At 45.5% G+C, this 24351-nt stretch carries 12 protein-coding genes and 1 CRISPR repeat array; of the genes, 10 read left to right on the top strand and 2 right to left on the bottom strand.

What is annotated here, in order from left to right; translation table 11 throughout:
• Positions 1-1084: 1084 nt before the first annotated feature.
• Complete coding sequence (locus QUA53_RS24935) at positions 1085-1966, top strand: lysophospholipid acyltransferase family protein (RefSeq protein WP_333100366.1); 882 nt, start codon at positions 1085-1087, stop codon at positions 1964-1966.
• Positions 1967-2329: 363 nt separating this feature from the next.
• Here the strand turns inward: QUA53_RS24935 and QUA53_RS24930 are convergent, their stop codons facing one another.
• Complete coding sequence (locus QUA53_RS24930; protein ID WP_333100365.1) at positions 2330-3739, bottom strand: 2-polyprenyl-6-methoxyphenol hydroxylase-like oxidoreductase; 1410 nt, start codon at positions 3737-3739, stop codon at positions 2330-2332.
• 398 nt (positions 3740-4137) lie between these two features.
• Between QUA53_RS24930 and QUA53_RS24925 the strand changes: the two genes are divergently transcribed.
• Both QUA53_RS24925 and QUA53_RS24920 read left to right on the top strand, forming a co-directional pair.
• Complete coding sequence (locus QUA53_RS24925) at positions 4138-7236, top strand: MFS transporter (RefSeq protein WP_333100363.1); 3099 nt, start codon at positions 4138-4140, stop codon at positions 7234-7236.
• An 857-nt stretch (positions 7237-8093) separates the two neighbouring features.
• A complete protein-coding gene (locus tag QUA53_RS24920) occupies positions 8094-12659 on the top strand; it encodes a response regulator (RefSeq protein ID WP_333100361.1) in 4566 nt (1521 codons plus the stop codon).
• 192 nt (positions 12660-12851) lie between these two features.
• Here QUA53_RS24920 and QUA53_RS24915 read toward each other — a convergent pair whose 3' ends face one another.
• A complete protein-coding gene (locus QUA53_RS24915; RefSeq protein ID WP_333100358.1) occupies positions 12852-14030 on the bottom strand; it encodes a WYL domain-containing protein in 1179 nt (392 codons plus the stop codon).
• Positions 14031-14278: 248 nt separating this feature from the next.
• Here QUA53_RS24915 and QUA53_RS24910 point away from each other — a divergent pair, with 248 nt between their 5' ends.
• The 7 genes from QUA53_RS24910 (at position 14279) to cas2 (ending at position 21677) form a co-directional block, all read left to right on the top strand.
• The gene (locus QUA53_RS24910; RefSeq protein ID WP_333100355.1) at positions 14279-15838 is read left to right on the top strand and encodes a Cas10/Cmr2 second palm domain-containing protein; all 1560 of its coding nucleotides are present in this window, start codon (positions 14279-14281) and stop codon (positions 15836-15838) included.
• Entirely contained in the window at positions 15805-16800 is a 996-nt protein-coding gene (locus tag QUA53_RS24905) for a CRISPR-associated protein (RefSeq protein ID WP_333100353.1), read from the top strand. Before QUA53_RS24910 ends, QUA53_RS24905 begins: the two co-directional genes overlap by 34 nt.
• The gene (gene cmr4 / locus QUA53_RS24900) at positions 16800-17633 is read left to right on the top strand and encodes a type III-B CRISPR module RAMP protein Cmr4 (protein WP_333100350.1); all 834 of its coding nucleotides are present in this window, start codon (positions 16800-16802) and stop codon (positions 17631-17633) included. The genes QUA53_RS24905 and cmr4 overlap by 1 nt, the downstream gene beginning before the upstream one ends.
• 3 nt (positions 17634-17636) lie before the next feature.
• Positions 17637-18065: a hypothetical protein gene (locus tag QUA53_RS24895; RefSeq protein ID WP_333100347.1), complete on the top strand. Its 429-nt coding sequence runs from the start codon at positions 17637-17639 to the stop codon at positions 18063-18065.
• A complete protein-coding gene (locus tag QUA53_RS24890) occupies positions 18058-19782 on the top strand; it encodes a hypothetical protein (protein WP_333100344.1) in 1725 nt (574 codons plus the stop codon). Before QUA53_RS24895 ends, QUA53_RS24890 begins: the two co-directional genes overlap by 8 nt.
• Positions 19783-19784: 2 nt before the next feature.
• The gene (locus QUA53_RS24885) at positions 19785-21281 is read left to right on the top strand and encodes a hypothetical protein (protein ID WP_333100343.1); all 1497 of its coding nucleotides are present in this window, start codon (positions 19785-19787) and stop codon (positions 21279-21281) included.
• Between the two features lie 147 nt (positions 21282-21428).
• The gene (cas2, locus tag QUA53_RS24880; RefSeq protein ID WP_333100342.1) at positions 21429-21677 is read left to right on the top strand and encodes a CRISPR-associated endonuclease Cas2; all 249 of its coding nucleotides are present in this window, start codon (positions 21429-21431) and stop codon (positions 21675-21677) included.
• A gap of 213 nt (positions 21678-21890) precedes the next feature.
• Positions 21891-22545: a CRISPR direct-repeat array (repeat unit 36 nt; unit sequence CTCCCCACTCGTTGGGGAAACTAATTGAATGGAAAC).
• Positions 22546-24351: the final 1806 nt, after the last annotated feature.

Here is a 24351-nt window from a genome sequence, read left to right as displayed (position 1 = left end):
GATTTGACATAATAGAGATAGATTTTTGTGTTTGTAAGGCAATGATCTATATATAGATTGCCTTACAGATTTTTTTTGCTCACTTTTTCAGTGCCATTGGCCTATAAATGACTCATTATGGCAGAGCGGGGAAGGGAGAAGGCGAGAGTGTCCGAGTCGGGGAATGGGAGAGCGGGAAAGTCAAAACTCAACAGTTAACAGTTTAAATGCGGCACAGTTTGCTAGGAATCCAAGTCATCTGTTGTCCGCCAATATCTTGTCAGGTGTTCGTTAAACTATTTAGCTGTCAGTTGTTGCAGTTGAGTAATATAGGGCTACATTTCAGGTGAATTCTTGGCAGATTCAAGACAGAGATGGTGCTTGAGATGCTGCCAGATTCTGAGTGACAGGCGATTGGCGCGCTCGACCCCATCGTCGTACTGGGGTGTCGGAAGCCGGATACAGTTCTTCGATCTCCACTATCGATCGTACCTTACTTAAACAGGACTTACGCACTCAAGGCCGTTAAATCAAGGGTTTGAGATTGCTTCACTACTTTATCTTCCGACAGAAAATCGTAGTACGTGGGTAAGTCCTCTTAAAATTGTGGCAAACAGCACAAATCGCTAGCCTTGACCCGATGCCTGGCGTCAATTTGATAAAATCTTCCAAAACGGAAACTTATCGGCTTGAGACACAGTTGTGTTTTTGTCGCTAAAGCCGTCCCGCCATCAGCGACAGTTGCTGTAGCTGTTTGCAAACGGTTTTGTTCCTGTGGAGACAACCAGCACAAAACCTCCGAACAAAACCAGCCCGGTCAAATCAGAAACCAAATATTTGCGCCAATTCTGATTTAATTATATTGCTATAGCAACAGCGCTAGATGTTTATGAGGTTTTCACTTGCTCAAACTAATGCGGTAGATTCCTTCGGAATTGGAGTATATTAATTAATCATAAAAAAAAATTTTTTCGCAGGGCGAGGGCGATTAGCGCACACACAAGAAGAGGAAAAGGCCAACTAATCTCCTCCATTATTCCTTCTTTCCCAAATAACTCAAGCCTTCTCTCTTCGAGAGTTAGAATTTTCTTCCTTCTGCTATATAATGATCGAAGCGTTAAATATTTTTGCAGTGACAAAAACTACTAACAAAAAAGACAGCAAATCCTCTAAATATCCCTTTGACGGTCTATCTTTAGACGATCGCAATCCTGACTTCATTAAGCTTCTGTTGCCAATCTGGGAATGGCTGTACCGCTACTATTTTCGCGTACAAAGCGACGGCTGGCACAACGTCCCCGCTCAGGGAAAAATGCTTGTTGTCGGTTCTCACAACGGGGGACTCGCCGCTCCCGATATGTTTATGTTCCTATACGAATGGTTCCGCAGGTACGGCACGGAACGCTTGGCCTACGGATTGATGCACCCCACGGTTTGGCAAGTTTCTCCTGATGTTGCTAGCATGGCGGTTCAGTGTGGAGCCCTCAAGGCGCATCCGAAAATGGCGATCGCAGCTTTGCGGAAAAATGCCCCAGTTCTCGTCTATCCGGGCGGCGCTCAAGATGTTTTCCGCCCCCACAACTTGCGCGATAAAATCTACTTTGCCGGACGCAAGGGATTTATCAAATTAGCATTGCGAGAAGAAGTGCCAATTTTACCAATCATATCCCACGGTGCCCACGATACTTTGATAGTTTTGGCAGATTTGTACGAACAAGCAAAGCAATTGCATGAATTGGGGATGCCGTGGCTATTTGGTATCGATCCAGTGGTATTGCCGGTGTATTTGGGATTGCCTTGGGGATTGAGTGTTGGGCCTTTGCCGAACTTGCCTTTACCCGTGCAAATTCGGACTCGCGTCTGCGAACCGATTGTATTTGAGAGGTACGGTTCGGAGGCGGCGCGCGATCGCGATTATGTTGATGCTTGTTTCGAGCGAGTTACCACCCAAATGCAACAACAATTAGATTGTTTGACTGGCAAGTGAGAATTGCCCAAGTCTATATTATTCTAGGCTGCAGAAACCGATTTGTTTACGAAAATATAGCGTGAAGCGCGAGGGATATGGGGAAACAACCCGGTTTCTTAAGTCCTGTGGGTAAGTCGTGACCACAAACATTTTTTGAAATCAATCCATTAGATTTATTTCAAAAACCGACAATTGCGGTAATAAAGCGGATTTTACCCATCTTAATTACGTGAAATACCCGAAAACCGCAGTCGCAAAAGTCACGCTTTTTATCATCCCGGTTCCAGGGAACATCATATCAGGTTAAATCAACGCAGATAAATAGGATTTCATCTGCGTCGATCTTCCTTCCTCTGCGGTGAAAAAATAGAATTGGCAAAACTAACCTGATTCTGTATAAACTCTCGATCTTAATTCTGCCTTCTGCCGAACCGTGACTAATTGCCCGATCGCCTTAAGCGCAATACTGGGATGAAAAAGTACAGCCGGCGACTCAATCATGTGTAGAACTTCCAAAAATGCTTGACAAACTTTAGCATCTCCGACTAGCACTTTTAACACTAGATCCATGTAATCAATTGTCAGCCGCGTAGCAAGGTTTAGTTTTGCACCTGTACTTCCGCGATAGCGGGAATCCTGACTGATGGCAAACATCCAAGGAATAGTGTGTAATTTTGCTAATTTTTCTTGAAATTGTAGCCCAAAGCCTGTTAAATCGCCTTCTGGATACCGCTCTCTTTGCTTTTGCAGCCATCGATCTAGCATCTGAGCATCCAGTGCAGCAACGGTCATTCCCTGGCCATAAACTGGGTTGAAAGCGCAAACTGCATGACCGATAACTGCCAAATTTTCAGGATAACGGGAGAGGCGATCGTAGTGTCGCAAACGGTTTTCTGTACCTCGATAGCTATAAATAGGTGTTATTGCTTCTGCATCTTTAATCGCATCATAAATTGTCGGGGTTGGCAGACTGCGGGCAAATTCTAGAAAACCTGCTTCGTCTGTCGGGGGATAATCGCGATCGCCCCCGGCGAAACCCACCAGCCAGCGATTGCCTTCGAGCGGAAAAATTGCACCACCGCGGGTACGGAACGGCGGTCCTGGTGATACAAATACTGGGGCTGTGTCTGACAATTTACCCCTGCATTTATAGATCCGGGTTGCATAGCCGACAAAAGCATTGATAACGGTTTCTTGCGGAGGTTCATAGCCCAAACTTTTCAACCATTGAGGTGTTTTGGAAACTTTGCCACCAGCATCGACTACTAAATCTGCATACAAATTCTCTGCATGGATGTTACTCGGGTTGTGGCGATCGCGAAAACCCACCGATACGCCAGCAATCTTCGCGCGCGAGGCATTCGCCAGCAACCCCGTTACGGTGCCTCCTTCGAGGAAATGCACGTTCGTATTTTCAGCCAATCGGCGGCGAATTTGCCAATCCAGTAAATCCCGACTGAACATAATTAAATCATTTAGATCCGGGCTAAATTGTGGTGCCCAACCCGCCGGACTAAACCACCCGATCGACTTCGGATTTAACCTAGGAGCACCAGCAGATATCAGTTCGTTTTCCAAGCCGGGAAACAACTCTTCTAGGATGATTTTTCCCCGATTTAAAAGGATGTGAAGGTGACTGGATTGAGGAATTCCTGGGCGAGGTGCGGGTTGTTCAGGAAAAAAATCTCGTTCAACAATACTTACTCGGTCGAAGTGTTTTGCTAATACTCTAGAGGCCAACAGTCCTGCTAAACTCCCCCCAATAATAATTGCATGATTTTCTCGCTGCACTATCGAATTCCTTCAAAGCTAATTTGCCATGACATTGGTTGATGAATTGTGAACAATTTGTCTTGGCTTCTGTGCCGACTCTTAATATCGATCGACCAAAGATTTTCCTCTGCCATTATTTTAATCCGACTTACCATTACTACCATCTATCTCGGATGCGCCGCAGCGGACCTTACTCATAACTGAGAACTAACAACTTCACAACTGCCAATTTACATAGCACAAAGATTCCTAAAGTAACAGCCGGCCGCAGACATATTTCTACACTTCCAACTGTAGGGGGATGCTTTAGCTCGTCAATAAGGCGATGCTTGCCATTGGGGGCATGAGTCTAAAACTATACATTGGTTAACTTGCGCCAATGAGCGCGCGCACCCACTCTTAACGAGGAATATACTATGTATCAAAATTTGCCAATAAATCCACAACTGTATAACATCGGGTTCTGGCTGGCCCAAGTGCCAGTAGAGCAGACTACTACAAACACAGCAGAAGACGCAGCACTCCTTTATTCCGGGCCGCAATTTTTTATCGCCTTGATAGCTGGAGTTGTACTTGCGTGCGCTTTCCAACTCTTGCTAACAAATTTATCAGTAGCCGCGGGCCTGTCGTACATGGGACAATCCCACGACGACGGCCACCACTCGGATAGCGGGAGCTCCCCAGTCCGCCACATCGGCCGAAAGGTAGGTACTTGGACGCTAGTCACCGTCACCGTTGCCCTATTCTTTGCTTGCTTGCTAGCAGTTAAGCTCAGCTTGATTAGCAGTCCCGGTTTAGGTGCGATCGTCGGTTTAGTCGTTTGGGCAGCCTATTTCTCAATGCTTGTTTGGGTGAGTTCCACCACCGTCGGTTCCTTAATCGGTTCCGTCGTCAACACCGCCACATCAGGCTTTCAAGCCATTGTCGGCACCGCAGCCTCGGCCATCGGCGCCAAAGCAGCCAGCAACCAAGTCGTCGCCACAGCCAAAGCAGCAGCAGCAGCAGTGGGCCATGAACTCGGTAGCGCGATCGACCCTACAAGCTTGCGCGAAAACGTCGAAGACTACATCCAAAGCCTCAAACCGCCAGAATTAGACATCAAAGGGATGCGTAGCGAGTTTGAAAAATTGCTTAACGATCCGCAACTAAAAACCATTGCAGCCGAAAATTTGCCGAATCTCGATCGGCAAACTCTCGTAGATTTAGTAAGTTCGCGATCGGACTTATCAAAACGCGACGTTAACCGGATTGTAGACCAACTTCAAGATGCTTGGAAACAAGTAGGAAAACAAGGGCAGCAATCAGACGGCATCGCCCAATTAGTAGACTATCTCAAATCGGCCAAATCGGGAGATTTGGTCTCAGATAAATTGGCAAGTAGGGTAGAAAAAGCTCTCAGCAATCTGAGCGGTCAAAACTCTGGACAAAGCCCGACCATGATGTCCCAAGCAACGACAATGGCAGTCAATGCTTTAATGGGAATAGTATTGGGTCGCACGGATATTTCTGACTTGGATCTTGAAAAAGTAGTCGGTCAGCTCAAAGAAGCTAAAGACAAAGTTACCCAGCAAACTGATAAAATTACCGCTCAAGTCAAAGGCGAACCCGTAACATACAGCCCAATTCGTGCCGACGTAGAAAACTACCTGCTCAACACTTATTCGTGGCAGATGAACCCCCAAGCCATCGAGCGCGAATTTCGGGACGTTCTCTACGATCCTACAGCCGATCCGGGAACTGTGCGCCGCGAATTAGAAAAACTAAAACAGTCTTATTTTGCCGAAATCCTGGCTAGTAGAGGTGTTTTTACCCAAGACAAAATTAAACAAATTTCCCAGGAATTAGAAGCAATTAGACAGCGCGTTTTACAAACCGCGATCTTTGCCGAGGAGCAAGAAAAATCTCGCGATTTGCAGTGGCGGGTAGAAACTTATTTGAAGCTGACTCCGAAAGAAGAACTGACAGCAGCAGCTATCGGGAGCGATTTCAAAAAAATCTTAGAGGATTCCGATGCTAGTTACGAACAGTTGCGCGATCGGCTTTCTCCTTACACCCGCGACAGTTTTGTGCAAATTCTCCGAGGTCGCGAAAACTTCGGATTCCAGGAAGTAGAACAGATTGTTCAAGAGTTAGAAAGGACGCGAGATGTAGTTTTAGCAGATGCTAAAGGTCTGCAAGAAGCTGCACAAGTCCGACTAGACAACCAGTGGCAAAGAGTGCAAGAATACTTGAAGTCTACGGGCAAAGAAGAACTCAATCCCGAAGGCATCAAGCGCGATTTGAAAACGCTGCTGGATAACCCAGAAGCAGGAATGTGGGCCCTGAGAGCTAGAGCTTCTAGGTTCGATCGCGAAACTTTGGTAAAATTGCTATCTCAGCGAAAAGACCTCAGCGAAGACCAAGTAAATCAGCTTCTCGACAGCGCCGAAGAAACTTGGCACAGCGCGCTGAATGCGCCGCAAAAGTTGGCCGAAAAAGCTAAGGATCAGTACGACCAAACCACTACCGCCCTTGCAGATTACCTTCGCAATACTGGCAAATCAGAACTCAATCCTGAAGGAATTAAGCGGGATTTGACAAAACTGCTGGAAAATCCCAAAGAAGGAGCTTTAGCACTGCGCGGCCGCCTGTCTCAAGTCGATCGCGATACTTTGGTAAAACTGCTTTCTCAGAGACAAGATTTGAGTGAGGAACAAGTCAATCAAATTATCGACCAAGTGCAGGAAACTCTTGGATCGATTGTGAAAGCGCCGCGCCGTTTGGCAAAACGGGTGCAAAGCCAAGTGCACGATTTTCAAAGTGTTTTAGAAGATTATTTGCGTAATACGGGCAAGGATGAATTAAATCCAGAAGCCATCAAGCGCGACTTGCAACTGCTGCTGCATGACCCGAAAGTTGGCGCTTACAGTTTGGGCGAGCGCTTGTCACACATCGATCGAGCTACAGTTGTTTCTCTACTGTCTCAGCGGCCGGATATTTCTGAAGCAGAAGCCAATCGCATTGTTGATGGAATTTTGTCGGTGCGCGATGAGTTCGCAATGCAAATTCAGAAAATACAGGAGGGTATTCAGTCGGTAATTGATGGGATTCTCGGAAAAATTCGGGATTACCTCAATTCGCTCGATCGCCCTGAACTCAACTATGAAGGCATTACGCGGGACGTGCGGAAGCTATTTGACGATCCGCAAGCCGGATTTGACGCTTTGCGCGATCGGCTGGGTCATTTCAATCGCGATACTTTAGTAGCACTAATGAGTTCCCGCGAGGACATTTCCGAAGCAGATGCCAACCGCTTGATCGACCAAATTGAAAGAAGCCGCAACAGCGTCTTGCAAAGAGCAGAACGCTTGCAGCAAGAAGCGCAGCTTCGCCTCGAAAGCATCAAACTGCAAGCCGAAAAACAAGCCGAAGAAACCCGGAAAGCAGCAGAAGTTGCCTCTTGGTGGCTGTTTTTCACCGCTCTTTCTTCGGCCGCTGCTGCAGCAGGCGCCGGTGCTTTAGCCGTCATCCGATAAAAAAGACTCAAGTTGCGATCGAATTGCAGATAGTGCCTGATGTGAGTTTATACTGATATCAGGCACTACTGTTATTAAAGGATGTTGTCGGGGATTGGGAACTGGTTTATTTAATTTGTTGGTACTTTTTAAGGTTATTCGTAAATCCGCTCCTACAAGTTTACTGAGGAGATTTCAAACTGTGAGTTTATACATTTTAATTAGCAGTTTTGCTTCGTTCACAATAAAAAAGTCAAAAGCATAATTTTTAGATGGTCTATTTTATTGGCGGATGTAAATGAAAATTCGGCGGATATTCCTTACCTCTGCGATCGCAATTTTTTCGTCAGTTATCAACGTGGTTCAGGCTTCGAGGCTGGATTGACTTCTGGGTGTATTCCACCACTCCTGCAAGGATTGCTGTAAAACAACACAAATCAAAAAAGCTCTTGGAATAAGAATCTTTTTGCCGGAAAAACTCGACGCGACAGTCCGGTCTCTCCTCAATATTTTTTAGGTACAGTAATAGTAGGGTTCTAAACCCAGCACGCCTGTTCTCTCAACCGCCTGCCTCCCTGGTGGCGCTAGTATCAAACGCGAACTCAAAAAGTTCGATCGCCCGTTTCCTTTGAAGATGCCGATCGTCAGGTTATAACTTGTAAGCCATTAGGTTGTGCATAATAGGGAACTAAAGCTGTGAAAATACTACACTGACTGTGGGGGGCAACATACCGGATACCTTGGAAATACCAAGGGCTTTGCCAAGCCAGCCCAGAAAAGTCAAAACACGCAGGCCCTGCGATCGCCAATGCTAAACAACCTACGTCTCAAACCTCTCCTGGCTAGTTGCCGAGTAGCACCGTGAGGAGGGCGACGCCATGCAACTCCGAAAAAAAACACTATTAATCATCAGTGCAGCGCTGATCAGCCTGATTGTGGTTCTCTATGCCACTGCATCAACTATTTTGCTGCATGATTTTCACAACCTGGAGGCACAGTACGTCCGCCAGGATGTCGCGCGGGCTTTGGACGCATTAGATGACGATTTGTCGAATTTAGACACCAGCGCCCAAGATTACGCCGAGTGGGACGATACTTACTCTTTCGCATTAACACAAAACGAAAAATTTGTCAAGTCAAATTTCGTCGATTCGACATTTGTTTACTTGAGACTAAACTTATTGGTGTTGCTGGACTCCAACGGTCAGACGATATTCAGCAAAGGTTTCGACCTGAAATCCAAAACCGAAATCCCAATTCCCGAAAGCTTAAAACAGCACTTGATCGAGGCGCTGCTAGACTCCTCGACAGGTTCGGGCGATCGCCCCGCCAAAACAGGCGTCCTCACCCTGCCAGAAGCCACGCTGCTGATTGCTTCAAAGCCGATCTTCAACAGCAACGCCCAAGGCCCACCGCGCGGAACCCTGATCGTCGGACGCTATCTCGACAGCAGCGAAATCGGTTTGCTTTCAAAACTAACTCATCTGTCAGTAGATTTTAGATTGCCGAGTTTGGATTTTAAAGTGGGAGCCACGAACTACTCCGGGCATGGCGCCAAGGCGATAGCTCCATCTAGGCAGGATTTGGAAAATCTCAAACTCAAAATTTCCCACCTCAAATCAGTAGAAATTTTAGTGGAGCCGCTCAGCGACAGCTTAGTCGCAGGATACGCCCTGATTCGCGACATCCACGGCAACCTAGCGCTGCTGCTGCGAGTAGAGACAGATCGCATCATCTACGGCCAAGGTCAGGCTACCTTGGAGCTGTTTACCTTATCAATACTGGCAGTAGGTTTAATATTTAGCGCGATCACCCTGCTGTTGCTAGAAAAATTAGTCTTAGCAAGATTGGCTTCCTTGAGCACCAGCGTCAGCAACATCGCAGCCAACGGCGACCCCGACTTGCGGGTTCATATGGCAGGAGCAGATGAACTCGCAAGCTTGGCAGACGGCATCAACAGAATGCTAGAAGCATTGGGTAATTCTCAAGTCGAACGTAATGAAAGCGAAGACCGCTATCGGTTGATGGCAGAAAACTCAACCGACATGATCACCAGACACGACCCCAAAGGCGTATTTATTTACGTCTCGCCGGCCAGCCGGGCTTTGCTGGGATACGAACCTTCGGAACTCCTCGGCCGCGTCCCCAACGATTATTTTCACCCCGACGATTTAGAAACCATTGCCAAGGCTCACTGGAAAGTCCTGGCGCTCCCAGTTACTTACACCGTTAGCTACCGCATCCGCCGCAAAGACGGCAAATACATTTGGTTTGAAACCACCGGCCGCACGATCAGCGATCCCCAAACCGGCGAAGTCCAAGAAATTATCGGCATTTCCCGCGACATCAGCGTGCGGAAGCAAACAGAACAAGAACTGCGGGAAAGCGAAGCTGCAATCAAAGCTTTGTACCAAGTGACTTCCGCTCCCCGTACAGACCCGCTCAACCACCTCTCTACCTTTGATTTGCGCCTCCAAGAACTGCTGGCAATGGGATGCCGACATTTAGGCCTGTCCGTGGGCATTTTGTCCCGCATTCAAGGCGACAACTATCAAATAATGGCTGTTGAGTGTCCCGACGGGTCGATCGTCAAAGACCAAATCTACGATCTGGAAAAAACTTTCTGCGTCGCTACGGCAATGGCAAAAGAACCGATTTACTTTGAGTCGGTAAGATTTTCTGGTTTTTCCTTCAACACGGACGATCGAGCCTTCCCCATTGAAGCTTACATGGGCATTCCCGTCACGGTGGGAAGTGAAGTCTACGGCACTCTGTGCTTCTTTTCTCCAACTCCTGTGACAGAACCGTTCCGAGTTGTAGACAGAGAGTTGGTGAAACTGATGGCTCAGTGGGTGGGAAGCGAACTCGAACGCCAGCAAACCGACGTAGATTTGGCAAAAGCTCGCGATCAAGCACTGGCGGCTACTAGAGCCAAAAGCGAATTTTTAGCCACCATGAGCCACGAAATTCGCACTCCGATGAACGGAGTCATCGGCATGACCGGTTTGCTGCTGGATACCCCCTTAACTCGCGAACAGCGCGATTTTGTAGAAACTATCCGCAGCAGCGGCGATGCCTTGCTGACGCTGATCAACGATATTCTAGATTTCTCGAAAATTGAGTCGGGCAAATTGGACTTGGAGGAACATCCGTTTGACATCCGCACTTGCATTGAGGAATCTCTAGACTTGGTAGCTGCTAAGGCGGCAGAAAAAAAACTGGAAGTGGGTTACTTGATCGATCGTACTGTACCGACAACGGCGATCGGCGATAGCACCCGCTTGAGGCAAATTTTAATCAACTTGCTCAGTAACGCGGTTAAATTTACCGAAACTGGAGAAGTGGTGGTGGCGGTGACTGCCAAAAAGATTTCAGTGTCCGCGGCTAACGCTAAAGAACCGCCAGCAATTAATGGCGAATCGGCAGTAATTAACCCAGCATACGAAATACATTTTGCGGTTAAAGATACTGGTATCGGCATTCCGAGCGATCGCATGGATCGGCTATTTAAATCTTTCAGCCAGGTTGATTCTTCAACGAGCAGGCAGTACGGGGGTACCGGGCTGGGTTTGGCAATTAGCAAGCGTTTGGCCGAAATGATGGGCGGCCGGATGTGGGTGGAAAGTATGGGTAGTGTCGCGGGCAATCCTCCTGCCGATTTTAGATCGTCGGCAGTTTTTGATTTGGGATGGGCAGAATCTTGCGAAATTGCCGAAAAATATGGCTATGGCAAATCTGTAGTCAGCAACAAGCCGATCGGCCAAAATACGAAATCCGTTGGCTCTACTTTTTATTTTAGTACGATCGTTTCTGGCTGCAAGAATTCCTTACCAGTTAACTTGAGCAATTCTCAACCTGAATTAAGTGGTAAGCGAGTCTTAATTGTCGATGACAATGCTACCAACCGCAGAATTTTGACTCTCCAAGCTCAGTCTTGGGGAATGGTGGCTAGGGCTTCAGATTCGGCTCGTTTGGCTTTAGATTGGCTGGCTGCTAAAGAGATGTTTGACTTGGCAGTTTTGGATATGCAAATGCCGGAAATGGACGGGTTAGCTTTAGCGGAGCAAATTCGCCGGTATCCTGGTTGCGAAAGGTTGCCGTTAGTGATGCTAACTTCGATCGGCAGGCAAGAAATTCACCCCCCTGCTATGGAGATGGATTTTGCTGCTTTTTTGAATAAACCCATCAAACAATCTCAGCTTTACAATGTTTTAATCAATATTTTTGGAGAACAGACAACTGAATTTAAAGGGCAGCGCACTAGCGGGGCTTTCTTGCAAAGCATACCCGTGCTGGCTGAGGACTTACCCCTGCGGATTCTGTTGGCTGACGATCATTTGGTGAATCAGAAGGTAGCTTTGCAAATTTTACAGCGGATGGGGTATCGCGCAGATGTGGCGGGAAACGGTATCGAAGTGCTCGAAGCTTTGCGCCGCCAGCCTTATGATGTGGTGCTGATGGATGTGCAAATGCCGGAAATGGACGGACTGGAAACTACCCGCCACATCCGCGAGCAATTTTCAGCAGATTTAACTGTAGAAAATCACACGGGAGAATCAGAAGTTGCCGTAACAAATGAGCAATCTCATAATCGAGACGCGACCAAAAATCCCGCGGGAGGATCCGAAGTTTCCGCAACAGATGAGCAATCTAATAATGGAAAATCCAGAATCCAAAATCCAAAATTGACTGGCGAGGAATCTAACAACCGAAAATCGAAAATCCCAAATCTAAAACCACCTAGGCCTTGGATTGTGGCGATGACGGCAAATGCGATGCAGGGCGATCGCGAAGAGTGTATGGCTGCGGGAATGGACGACTATTTGAGCAAGCCGATCGCAATTGATCAGTTGGTGCGAGCTTTGATAGCGTGTAAATCTCGATCGAACTCTGCATTCGATCGCCTGCAGCCGATTGTTTGTTTGGATGCCCCGGCGGAACAGATCGAAGGAACGAGTGAATTAGAAGTGCGATCGAATGTGGCTGTTGCGGGAAATCCACAACTGACAATTCCCAATTCGCACGCAGTCGTCGATTGTGGTGCATCAAATCTCGATCGGGCTTTGTCAGAGAGTGGGGATTCCCTAAGTGCCAAGATTATAGAGGGACTGCGAGAAGTGGAAGCTTTGGACGAGGCGATCGAGATTTACCTCGAAACAGCTCCCGAACTGCTGCGAGGCATCTCTATGGCCCTGAGCAACGCCGATCCGCTGGCTTTGCGGCGATCGGCTCACTCTTTGAAGTCGATTAGCGGTACTCTCGGTGCTTTTCGCCTGTTTGAGCTGTGCGAGCAACTCGAAATCATGGGCCGCATCGGAACGAATGCTAACCAGCCTTTACCCGATCCGGCCAGTGCGCTTTTAGAAGAGGTTGAGGCGGAGTATCAAAGAGTTGAAGCGGCGTTAAAAATAGAAATGCAGTACAGCGAAACAATGACAGAATAATTAACAGGTGATCGGCCCCGGCACATCTAAATTTTACAGTTAAGTTTGATGAACTTCTTGTGGGGTGTCCCGCCAGCCCAAAAATAGAATCTAGAGGCCCAACAGCTTAACTAACTATTCTTAGTGGGTGGGGGCGGGTTTTTGAGATGGTTTGTTTTAGACAGTGATGGTTGATAAAACCCGCCCCCACGATTACAAGCCGTATCGATCGGCTAAATCTCTCGCTGCTTGTCGGTGTTTTTCTACCAAACTCGGCGGGGAAAGCACTTGGGCGCTATCCATATATCTGTTCACCCACAGACTAAATTCGTTCAGAGAGCGATCGGGCAAATCGATCTGATAATCCACATAAAGCACTTTGCCCAAACTATCCCTTGGGCCTTCTTTAATCTTTTGTCGCGGATGCCGCCGATCGCCCTCTAAGATAAATCCCACTACTTTCTCAAAAAACCGCACTTTCACTTTTTCTAACTTCAGTTGACCCTGCAATTCTGCCTGCTGTTGCTCTGGCTTGCCCAAGAACAGCCCCCAGCCGTTTTTTAACAACTTTTGAGCTATTTTCAAACGGTGTTCCTGTACGGCTAAACCGCGCCCTTCTGGATCGATAATTTCGCAGTAGTCACTAAAGCGATTCACCCGTTCTACGCTCAAATGCCCGTTGTCGCAAGATTCGCAAATCATGTACCAAGCGATATCGTGATAGATCAGTTGCAGGGGCCAGATTCGCCGGAAACCGACCTTGCCTTTACCGTAATAATCATCTTGACGGTAAAGTTCGATCGCCTGACCCCGAACAATTGCTGTTTCTACGATGTCTAGTTTGTGAAATAGGGTATTCCGATATTCTTGGCGATCGAGCATTTCTACAGGATCGGTGTAAATAATCGCACGATTTAGGTGTTCGCGAACGGGATAAAACAATTTACCTTTGAGTTCGATATCTAATCCGCGCAACAGTTTCGTGAGTTTTTCACAAATTTGGCGGGCTTGGGGATTTCCCTGATATTTGGCTTGAGATGCTATTACTTGAAATGCGAATAGTAGTTCTTCGCGATTCATTGCGCCGGTACCGAGATAATAGCCGAAGCGATACATTCTTTTGTCGAGGATTCCGTAGTGGCGCAAAGTTTCTAAGTCTTTACGAATTGTGGGAGTTGCGGGATAGTTTTCGGGAAATTCGATGTTGAATTCGGCGGCAATTTTCTGTAATTGAGATTGAACTTCTAGCAAAGCATCGTGATATTTACTGTCCGATGTTTCGGTGTTCGAGTGTCCGATTCCGGGATGGTTTACTAATGTGGCGATGAGGAGCATGATGCGATCGAACGTTAGTTTGTCGGCGTAGGGGTGAGGGGTTGGTTTTTTGGCCATGATGGGTGGATATGGTAAGTTGCTTAAAAGTCAAGTAAAAGACAATATTGACATAAAAATATAGAAAGGTCGGGAGACTATTATTTACAGAACTTTAGGCTTTGCAGCAAGTTTGATAAATATTGTGAATCTGAAGACATGAAGCTGGCTCGGCTGATATATTGAGTTGAGTAGAACTTAAGCAGTTAGCGACTTGGGACACTACCAGCAGCATTCAGGTGGGCATTGCCCGCCTTAAAATTGAATTTATGCCTGCATACACTGCGATCGCCTTTGCCCCCGTTCAAGGCTTTATCGAGAAATCCCGCAAACTCCGAGATTTATTTGGGGCTTCACTGATTCTGTCTTATCTGAGTTACAAGCTAGTAAAGCAAGCCGAAAAATCAGGTTTAAATGTCATTTCTCCCGGTTTTCCGAACATCCAGAAAGGAATGCCCAATCGGATACTTCTGAAAGGAGAAGGGGAATTTTCCAGGAATGACGTGACAAATACCCTTCAGAAGTCATGGCAAGAAATATTAAATGAATGTCGAGTGTGGATAGAACGAGAAGTACCTCCTAAAGAAGAATACTTTTGGCAGCAAGAGTGGATGCGATGGGGTTTGTACACTTGGGAGATATTTTGGGGACACGGAGATTCCATAGAATCTGCGATGAAGAATCTAGAAACTCGCAAATTGCGTCGCGATTGGACGGCGATTAACTGGATTGGCGACAGTTCGAGTTTGACTGGCACGGATGCGATCGCCTGGCCGCGTTTAGGTTTAGAACATCGAGAACCGGGGCGACAGCTATCCGATACAGAAAAAGCTGAACTTAAGGATTTCTATCAACGTCTTTCCTGTGTCTTAGAAAATCTTCCCCCAGATGGCAAACCCGAAGGAAAATTTCTTGCACCTAATGAAAGATTGAGCATCCCTGAGTTAGTTAAGCGGTTAGTTACTCGCGACGAAGATATTGCCAGAAACATTGGGATATCTCCGCTTGAAGCAGGATTTAGCGACATTATTCGTGAACCAGAACACTGGACTGGCTGGTTTATGGGAGATGGCGATAAAGTTGGCAAAAAACTTCAGGAAATTGCTCAAAAAGAAGGTGATGAAGGTCTAAACAAGTTCAGCGAGGCTATGCGGGATTGGGGAGAAAAATTTATCAAGAATTTCCCCAAAGACCAAGGGCGGATTGTTTATGCCGGCGGTGACGACTTCCTCGGTGTAATTTACAGCAGCAAACCCGAAAAGCCCCCAGAACCTATAGAGGCATTAGAATGGTTAATGGGATTGTCCGATGAATGGAAAAAGCACGGACAGGATATTAACCTAAGTGTTGGTTTTGTTTGGGCCGGTCATAGAGTGCCGCAGCGAGATATTCTTCAACACTGTCGAGAAGCCGAAAAACGGGCGAAAAGTTTGGGGCGCGATCGCGTTACAATTCGAGTAGTTTTTAACAGCGGTCAATACGTGCAGTGGACTTGTCCTTGGGATTATTTGCACATTCTCAAACAATACAAAGACCGGGACGGCAAAAGCTGGGATCAAAAGCCAAACTGGAGTCATGTTTACAAGGATTTAGCTCATCTCAAAAATCGTCATGCTATTAGTTTTAACCCCCAGGAAAACAGCCCAAATGATGAATTAGCTTTAGCTCTTTTTGAACTTTACTTTCAAGACGAGAAGAATTTAGAAAAAAACTGGAAGCACATCGTCGGCGATTACCCAAATCCAGAAAAATCCAAACAAGTTATTTACTGGATTAGTGACCTAATAAATGTCGGATGGCAGCTATGTTCAAATATCTCATCACTATAAGTCCTTTAGGATTTATGTACGGGAGTTCTGGCGGATTTTTATCGCCCGAAAATCTAGTCGGACGTTCTGGGGCAAAATTCCCTCCAGAAGCAGCTACCCTCTCTGGTCTATTTTTCAGCAGCAACAAAGTTAAGTCCTATATTTCTCCAAAAGAACTTAGTGATAATTTGTTTGTCGCTGGCCCATTCTGGGCAAAATCAGACGATCCTCAATACTTTTACGTCCCCATTCCTTGGCACAAAATTATTTCTAAAAAAGGCGTGGATGAATGGAAAATGAAATCGGGGAAATGGCATCGCGAATCAGAAGATTTAGATCCTGAGTATAGTTGGCAAACCGTTAATTCTTGGGTAAATAAGACTGCTGCTATTAAGAAAAATGGCGATGTTGCCGATATTCCTTGGAAATACGTCCCTATCTTGCACCCCAAAACAAAAGATGACGAACGCTGTACTTTAGCAGAAGATGGTTTGTTTTTGGAAAATTCCGTGCAGATGGATGATGAATGTTGTCTAGTTTATCTCTCAACTCATCCTTTAGCAGATGGTTGGTATCGCTTTGGTGGCGAAAATCATTTAGTAGAAATCAAGAGTGTTTTACTCGATGATGACAGTCCCATTGTCAAACTTTTACGCCAACCTATTCAGCGCTCATTTGCTTTGATAACACCGGGAGTTTGGGGTTCTAACAAATTTTCATACCGCTATCCCAAAAATGAAGATTTCTCCCAAAAACGACCGGAGATGCTCACAGATAAACCCATTTCCTATCGCTACCGCGCGAAAGGACAAATGGGACGCGGACGCTATGCAGTTCCTCCCGGAACTGTCTATCTTCTCAGAGAACCTTTAGATAAAACTTGGTGGGAATTTCCCGAAAATTGGTTTCCCAAAGAAGGTTTTAGCCTGAAACAAGTTGGATGCGGTTTGTGTTTGCCCATTGAAATTCAAGGAGTTGAATAATGTACAAAAAAGCTTACGGTATTATTGAAACCCTTGCTCCTGTTCATGTGGGAGCAACGGCTGGTGAAGAAAGCGGCAACTTAAACTTAATTTTTCGCGACCAGTTTACTCAAACTGGCATTATTCCCGGTAGTTCGATTCGGGGAAGATTGCGATCGGAAATCCGCCGCAGTCGGGGAGAAACGGAAGCTAATAAATGGTACGGTCAGGAAGCAGAATCCGGGAAACCAGACAGTACCACTGAGTCTGTAGTTAAGTTTGAATATGCTTCGCTGCTGTGGTTGCCAGTATTTTGTCCGGGTCAACCAATTGTTTGGGTAACTTGTCCTCGTTTGCTGAAACGCTATCAGCGGATTGCTGGAGATTATGTCAAGCTAAAAGATGGTACATCTCTCAAATCAGCTAAACCTCCAGCTAGTTATACAGGTTCTCAAACCTTAAAAGCTCTCGACGTAAATGGCAAACCAAAGCTATTTTTTAACTTTGGCTTTTTAACAGTTGAGAAAACTCAGGATTTGTCTGCTTGGTTTCCTTTAGGAGAGGAATTACCAGCCGTTGTTGTGGCTGATGATGAAATTGCCATGATTCACGATATGGCCTTATATCGTCAGAGTCGAGTTGCCTTAGACAAAGAGGAAAAAAAGGCTAAAAAAGGTGCTTTTTTTAATACTGAAGCTTTGCCAGAAGGCACAATTTTAGTATTTCCGATCGCCCTCAAAGAAAACCAAGAGACTTGGCAACCTTTTGGCGCGTCTACTGGCACAGATATTTATCTCGGCGGTTTAGAATCAATTGGTTTCGGTCACTGCTATCTAACCTTAAAGGAAGTATAATTTATGGCTTGGGAATCTTACAAATTAGACCAAGAGGCTCACGATTTAGTTGTCAAATATCGTGACAAAAAAGACGCTCTCAATCAAGCATACAAAATGCGTGTTGCAGTTGCTTATGGTTTAGAGCGATTTTGGGGAGAACAGTTTCGGTTAGTCAAGGATCGAGATAAGGCTGATTATTGGCGGGATACTTGGAAGGCGCTAGTCAAAATTATGGCAAATGCGGGCGTTAAAATTCCCAATGATAATGTCAGTTCTGACGATACAGCAGCCATTAAAATTATGGCCAATAAATTATGGGATTTTCCTGTAGAACAGCGCAAAGTAGCTATAGCTGTGCTGACTCAACTTTGTGACAGTATGGTGTGGTGGACTCAACGTTATAAGCCTACTAAGAATAATGGCAATAATGGAGGTGAAGAAGATGAGTGATAGCGATCGCGTTCCTTTGATGTTTCGCTCTCAATTGGAAGGAAGGGGCAAAATTCAGTACGCCGGCGATGCTGGCCCCGCTTCTGAATGGGTGGAACAATGGTTAGAATGCTGTCCTCCCGTCCCCGAAAAAGCCGATGAAAGCGTTCCCCTCTACAAACGAGGTCGAACTAAATCACCCGTAAAAATGCCTGAATTCGGGCAAGGAGTGGAAACAAAACAATACACCATTAGCTGGCGTTTAGTTACAAACAGTGGACAAGATGAAGGCGTCATTCGACCCATAATTGGCGCGAAAGGTTTGCCATTTTATCCTGGTTCTAGCATGAAAGGGGCTTTCTGGCGATCGTGTCCTCCAGAAAAACGAGAAGGATACTGCGGGGGAGAGGTGGTAGAGGACGGACAGCGTAGTGCAAAACCAGGAATTTTGCGCTTTCACGGCGGCTTCCCCACTGATATGTCTTGGGGAGAAAAAGAGCGTTTAGTCGATGTCGTTCACTCTCAGCAAAAGCGCCAAGTGATGGAAAATGCCGTCACCAGCGCTAACGTGCAAATCTCGCTTTATCAGTGTAAATTACAATTTGGCATTTCCAGCAACAAGCAGCTTGGAAAACAAGAATGGGAGGAAATTTGGCAAATTTGGGAAAAAGCTTTAGGGCACGGAATTGGTTCTAGGGTAAGTGCAGGTTATGGTCGCATGGCAGAGGTAGAAAGCGCCGATAAATGCTTAGTTTCTGTCAATTTGAGCGGCTGCGGGTTAACGTCGCAACTACTGAATAGAACCCCAGAATTTCGACCCAATATGTTTAAAGCTGCGCTGCGGGGTCATACTTTGCGGTTGTTGGCAGGGGTCACAGATGCCAATACAGCACAACTGTTAACCAAAAAACTTTGGGGAGGAATTGTTGAAACACGCGATGATACAGGGGCAATTATCGGGCAGTTGGGGATTAACTTTACTGCTGAGGAACTCGATTTTGGTGAACACAGATATTATCCGGCGAGGAATCCGGTAGTCATGCCTACCTACGATTTACAGGCAGGAAGACTGGACATTGTGAATCTAAATAATACGTATCCGCAGAAGGAGTTAAAAAAGTTTGTCACTTATTTAATTAAATTTGCTCTCTTGCTTGGCGGTTTTGGCAAGTCGTGGCGGCGGGTCGAGCACAGCCTGTTTTTCCCTGAGTATTTTAAGAGAAATGACAAACCTGCGATCGGCTGCCACTGGAAGTTTAATGAAAGTTCAAAAACTTTGTACGTCACGGCTGCTAGTCCTGACCTCAAAAATATTACTAAATTTCTGGCAGAGGGTCAGCAGAGGGCAATAGAATGGTTAACAGTTAATCATTTAGAACCTAGTCATCAGGTTATGGCTTGGCGTGAAGTCTGGCATCCCGACAAAGTGGAAGTTTGGGGAAGAATCGCTGAGGATCAGCATAGCAGCGAAGCAATTAAATGGTTTCACGGGCCGTACTCAAAAAATCAGTCTATTAAGCAAAGCGATTTGACGGGAAAACTAAATAATATTGGTCGCATTTGGCACCGGATGTATCCCCGCTATCTCACAACTAAAAATGGAGAATTGAGACAAAAAAGGCAAGAGTATGTAGAGCTTTTGACTATTTTTCCAGATAAATCGGACAAAACTCAAGATTTTCTTGAGTTTTTACAGAATCAGAGCGACTTTATCAAACTTTGGCCAACTGAGGAATAATTATGAATATCTGGATTGTGACAACTGGCAGCAGCGATGTCAAACTCAAAACTGATGACAATTGGGGTAGTTTGTTCAAAAAGGTTAGAAGTCAATTATACGATCGCCGTTTTGTACCTACACGACCGCCGAATACTGATGATGAGGAACCTTTCATTGTACCAGCTAGAGCGATGGGGATGGTTTATGGCAGCCAGTTAACAGATGAATATTATGAGGATTTGCACTTTCCGCTTCTGGATGCTTTTTCGGCAAAGCTGTTAGAGAAAGGGAAAACAAATCCTGACAAAATAATCTTGATTATGACCGATCAGGAAGCGGTTTTTGATGAGGAAAATAGGAGAGTAGAGAAAAGTCCTTATTGGCAGGATACTTGCACGCTCAAACCAATATTTGAGCAATATTTTAAGAAAAAATTTCCTCAAGTTCAATCCATTGATTACTTAGAATTGAAACCTAAATCCAAAGATGAGGGGTTAGATAGTTGGAATAAAGCACTGTTTCTGGTTCAACAAGCTTTGTCTAGTTTGGATTTAGATAAAAGTGCAAACTTTTATGTCAGTCATCAAGCTGGAACTCCGGCAATTTCTTCGGCGGTTCAATTTGAAACTCTAGCAAAGTTTGGTAAAAAAGTCAAGTTTTTGGTGAGCAACGAGTATGAACCAGATTTAGCCAAAAAGGGGGATTTTATAGAAAGCTCTACTTATTTACAGGGGATGCAAGTTCAAGAAGCAAAAGCGCTATTAAGTCGTTATGACTATTTGGGGGTAGAGCGCATTTTAAAACCTTACTGGAAAGATTCTTCCGATCCGCTATTGCTGGAAATCCGTGATTTATTAGCAATGGCTGTACAGTGGAATTTTGCTAAGTTTGAAGATTTTGGCAAGGCTAGGGGAGATGTTGCAAAGGAGCGTTTGAATCAGTGGTGGTGGACTGGCTATGAGGCTGCTTATTTAGGAGTTATCCGTCTTAGACAGGGTAACACGGTTGAGGCTCTATTTCACAGTTTTCGCGCTGTGGAAGGATCGATCAAAGAATGGGCATTAGAGAAGTATAAGCCAAAAATTAAATACTCTAATCCCAATCAACCAAGTACAGCATATATCCATGATGTGAATCTGCCTCAAAATTTACGGCATTGGTTTAATGCCAATAAAAATGATCAGTACAATAGTGTGGGTTTGTTTGGTAAATCACTATTTACTTTACTTGAAAAATCTGATCAAAATAAATGGAATCAAGATTCTCACATTAAAGTAGTTGCTGCTAATACTATAGATGAAAGAAATATTATTTTTCATTCTTTGCGTGGCTTGCAGGAAAAAGATGTGTTTAAGGCTTGGAATACTGATAGTCGAGAACAATGGGAAGCTAGGGTTTTAGGCTGTTTGAATTTTGTTTCACCGCAAAGCTTTGTTTCGTTAAAATCAGCAAGTTTGATGGCGAAAGTGCATGATGAATTGGTAGATGCGCTCGCCCGTTACGAACTGCAAACATAAGCCAATAAATCCGCGACGAAGTTACCGCTTCGCCGGGATTTCAACCCCTGGCGGACTAACAAACTTAACTAAAGTTTTTCTCTTGAACTTGCATCTAAAGCTAAACTTTACCATCCCTATTCAACACAAAATAGAATTCGATAAAGTATGCCGCTTTATATCGTTGTCTACGATCTCCGAGTTGACAAGCGCAGGCAAAAGGTGCATGACTTCCTGAAAGGTTATGGCAAATTGGTACAATATTCTACCTTTGAGTATGTTTTGTCAACTGCCAGATTTACAGGACTCCGGCGACGGCTGCGAAAGTTAATCAACCTAGACGCAGCATCCGGTTTTATCCGGTGTCGCGCCATACTTTGGGACAGGTGGAAGTTTTGGGAGTGGGAGGGCCGGTGACAAAAGCACCGGGGTCAGTGATTATTTAGCTAAGGTTGCGAGGCTGGTGGTAAATTAGCTCAAACGACCTTTTTCCGTCGCGAGCCTCGCAGCCTTACTGGGCAAGGGTTTCAATGATTGTAAGCGAACACAGGTGTGAGTTTCACAAAAAATATCTGAGCCTCGCAAATAGCCTTTAGACACCTTGCGCTGTCTTGGGTGTATCATAGAGGACTCCCCACTCGTTGGGGAAACTAATTGAATGGAAACTTTAAATCCCCAAACCATCGAATGAGCTTACGCTCAAACGAGTCTCCCCACTCGTTGGGGAAACTAATTGAATGGAAACGGTAAAGCGATTGTGTATTCGCCTTTTTCTGCAAGTTCTCCCCACTCGTTGGGGAAACTAATTGAATGGAAACGTCATTTTCCTGTATTCAAAGGTCTTGTCTGCGACTTTCGCCCCACTCCCCACTCGTTGGGGAAACTAATTGAATGGAAACGCATCGGGGGTACTAACTGAAGGAAGTTTTGCTTCTCTAAAAAACTCCCCACTCGTTGGGGAAACTAATTGAATGGAAACGTGTTGGGGTGGGGCATTTCAATTTCGGCTCCACACGCGACTCCCCACTCGTTGGGGAAACTAATTGAATGGAAACTTTACCAGACCAAGGGCTAAAGCCCACAGATCGATACCACACCTCCCCACTCGTTGGGGAAACTAATTGAATGGAAACGATTTTGCTATACCAAAGGTGGTGTAAAAAGCTTTGGCTGATGGAACTCCCCACTCGTTGGGGAAACTAATTGAATGGAAACGGAATCTTCCAAGTTCCTTCAAAAAATTTGTTGTCTCCCCACCCGCTGGGGGAATTAATTAAATGGAAACATCAAACTGTCTTAAAGTTTGAATATTATTTCCCGACTCCTCTTCCCAAGAAACCGGGGAATTGATTCGATTTTGCCACCGGGAAAGCTGATGATACTCCCCACTCGCTGGGGAAACTAATTGAATGGAAACGCGATTGGTGGTGCCGGATTAAAATACGGGTCTTCAAACACTCCCTACTCGTTGGGTAAACTAATTGAATGGAAACACGAAGCGGTGGAAACTGCGAATTTCTTGACCCTTGACTTTCCCACTCGCTGGGGAAACAAATTGAATGGAAACTAAATTAAATTAGGGTTAGGGTAAGTGCTTACAGTGTCATCCTCCCCACTCGCTGGGGAAACTAATTGAATGGAAACTTGAGTCCAACGGCTGCAACCAGCCAATCGAGAGCGTTTCCAACTCCCCACTCGGTGGGGAAACTAATTGAATGGAAACTCGTTGTAGCCCACGATTGGCATGATGTGGCCATACGTCGTAAATTCCCACTCGTTGGGGAAACTAATTGAATGGAAACTTCTTGTCAAAACCTTTGTGTGTTTCGTGTATAGTGAAACAACTCCCTACTCGCTGGGGAAACTAATTGAATGGAAACGTTACCTGTTGTCTGCGTTCGTTTTGATATGCTGCGTATTTAGAAGCTCCCCACTCGCTGGGGAAACTAATTGAATGGAAACACGAGCAACTCATCAGTAGCTTTGGCTCCGAATACTGAAAATCCCCACTCGCGGGGGGAACTAATTGAATGGAAACGCGCCAAATACTGAGAATGCGGGACGTTGGTTTTCTGACTCCTCACTCGCTGGGGAAACTAATTGAATGGAAACGTAATTAGCGATAGCGCTGTCACACAGGTGCAACGCAACATTGTCTGCCCACTCGCTGGGGAAACTAATTGAATGGAAACGCTAAAACAAAATTAGTGGAAGTCTTCTATTAATGCGACAGTTTAAGGGAAACCATAAATAGCTGTTGACAAAAGACTAGATTTCTAATAGTCTAGTTTTGGGGGGATGCCTTTAGGGGACGCCTCTACCGCATAGAGTAACGTCTTTAAGGCATCGTCCTATCCCCCAGCCGAAGGGTTACGGCACTGTCTAGCAAGTTAACTTGTCACTTGCTAGAAATACATAGCTAAGACAAAGTATGTCGAAGTCTTCTATTAATGCGGAATCGAAGGAGGCTTCGACTCCACCCGACACCGCAAACAGAAATTAAAAAATCAGAGCCTTCTGTAGTGCCAAAAGCTCTAATTTTTAAGCTCTAGAAAACTCCAAAGACAAACTTTTACAACTCAAATTTCTGCAATCAATCCGAGTTGCGAAGAATTAACAAGCACAAAAAAAGCCCCATAATCGGGGCTAAATATAACTATTCTCAGTCGTTGGGTGGGGGCGGGTTTATTATATTGTTGGTTTCTGACATAGATGGTTGGTGAAACCCGCCCCTACGAGAATTTGGGCACACACGATCGCTTATTTTCGAGTTACCAAAACCCAATCGTCTGCTGTTTTGAAAATCTCAGCATTCTGCAAACCTAAATCTTTTAAAACTGGTTGAATGGAAACAATCGATCGCAGCGACGGAAATTAACGTTAAACACTCTCCACTCGTTGGGGAAACTAATTGAATGGAAACGCCCGACATCCTCAAGTTGGGTGGGGGCGGGTTTTTGAGATTGTTAGTTTTTCACATAAATTGTTGGTGAAACCCGCCCCTACACGCTATCGTAGGGGCGGGTTTTACGAATAATATTTAATACCAGCAGACAATCTAGATAAACCCGCCCCCACCCAACCAATAACC

It is taken from the genome of Microcoleus sp. Pol12B3 (assembly GCF_036701355.1).
Taxonomy (GTDB): Bacteria; Cyanobacteriota; Cyanobacteriia; order Cyanobacteriales; family Microcoleaceae; genus Microcoleus.
This window is presented reverse-complemented; position numbering and strand designations above follow the sequence as displayed.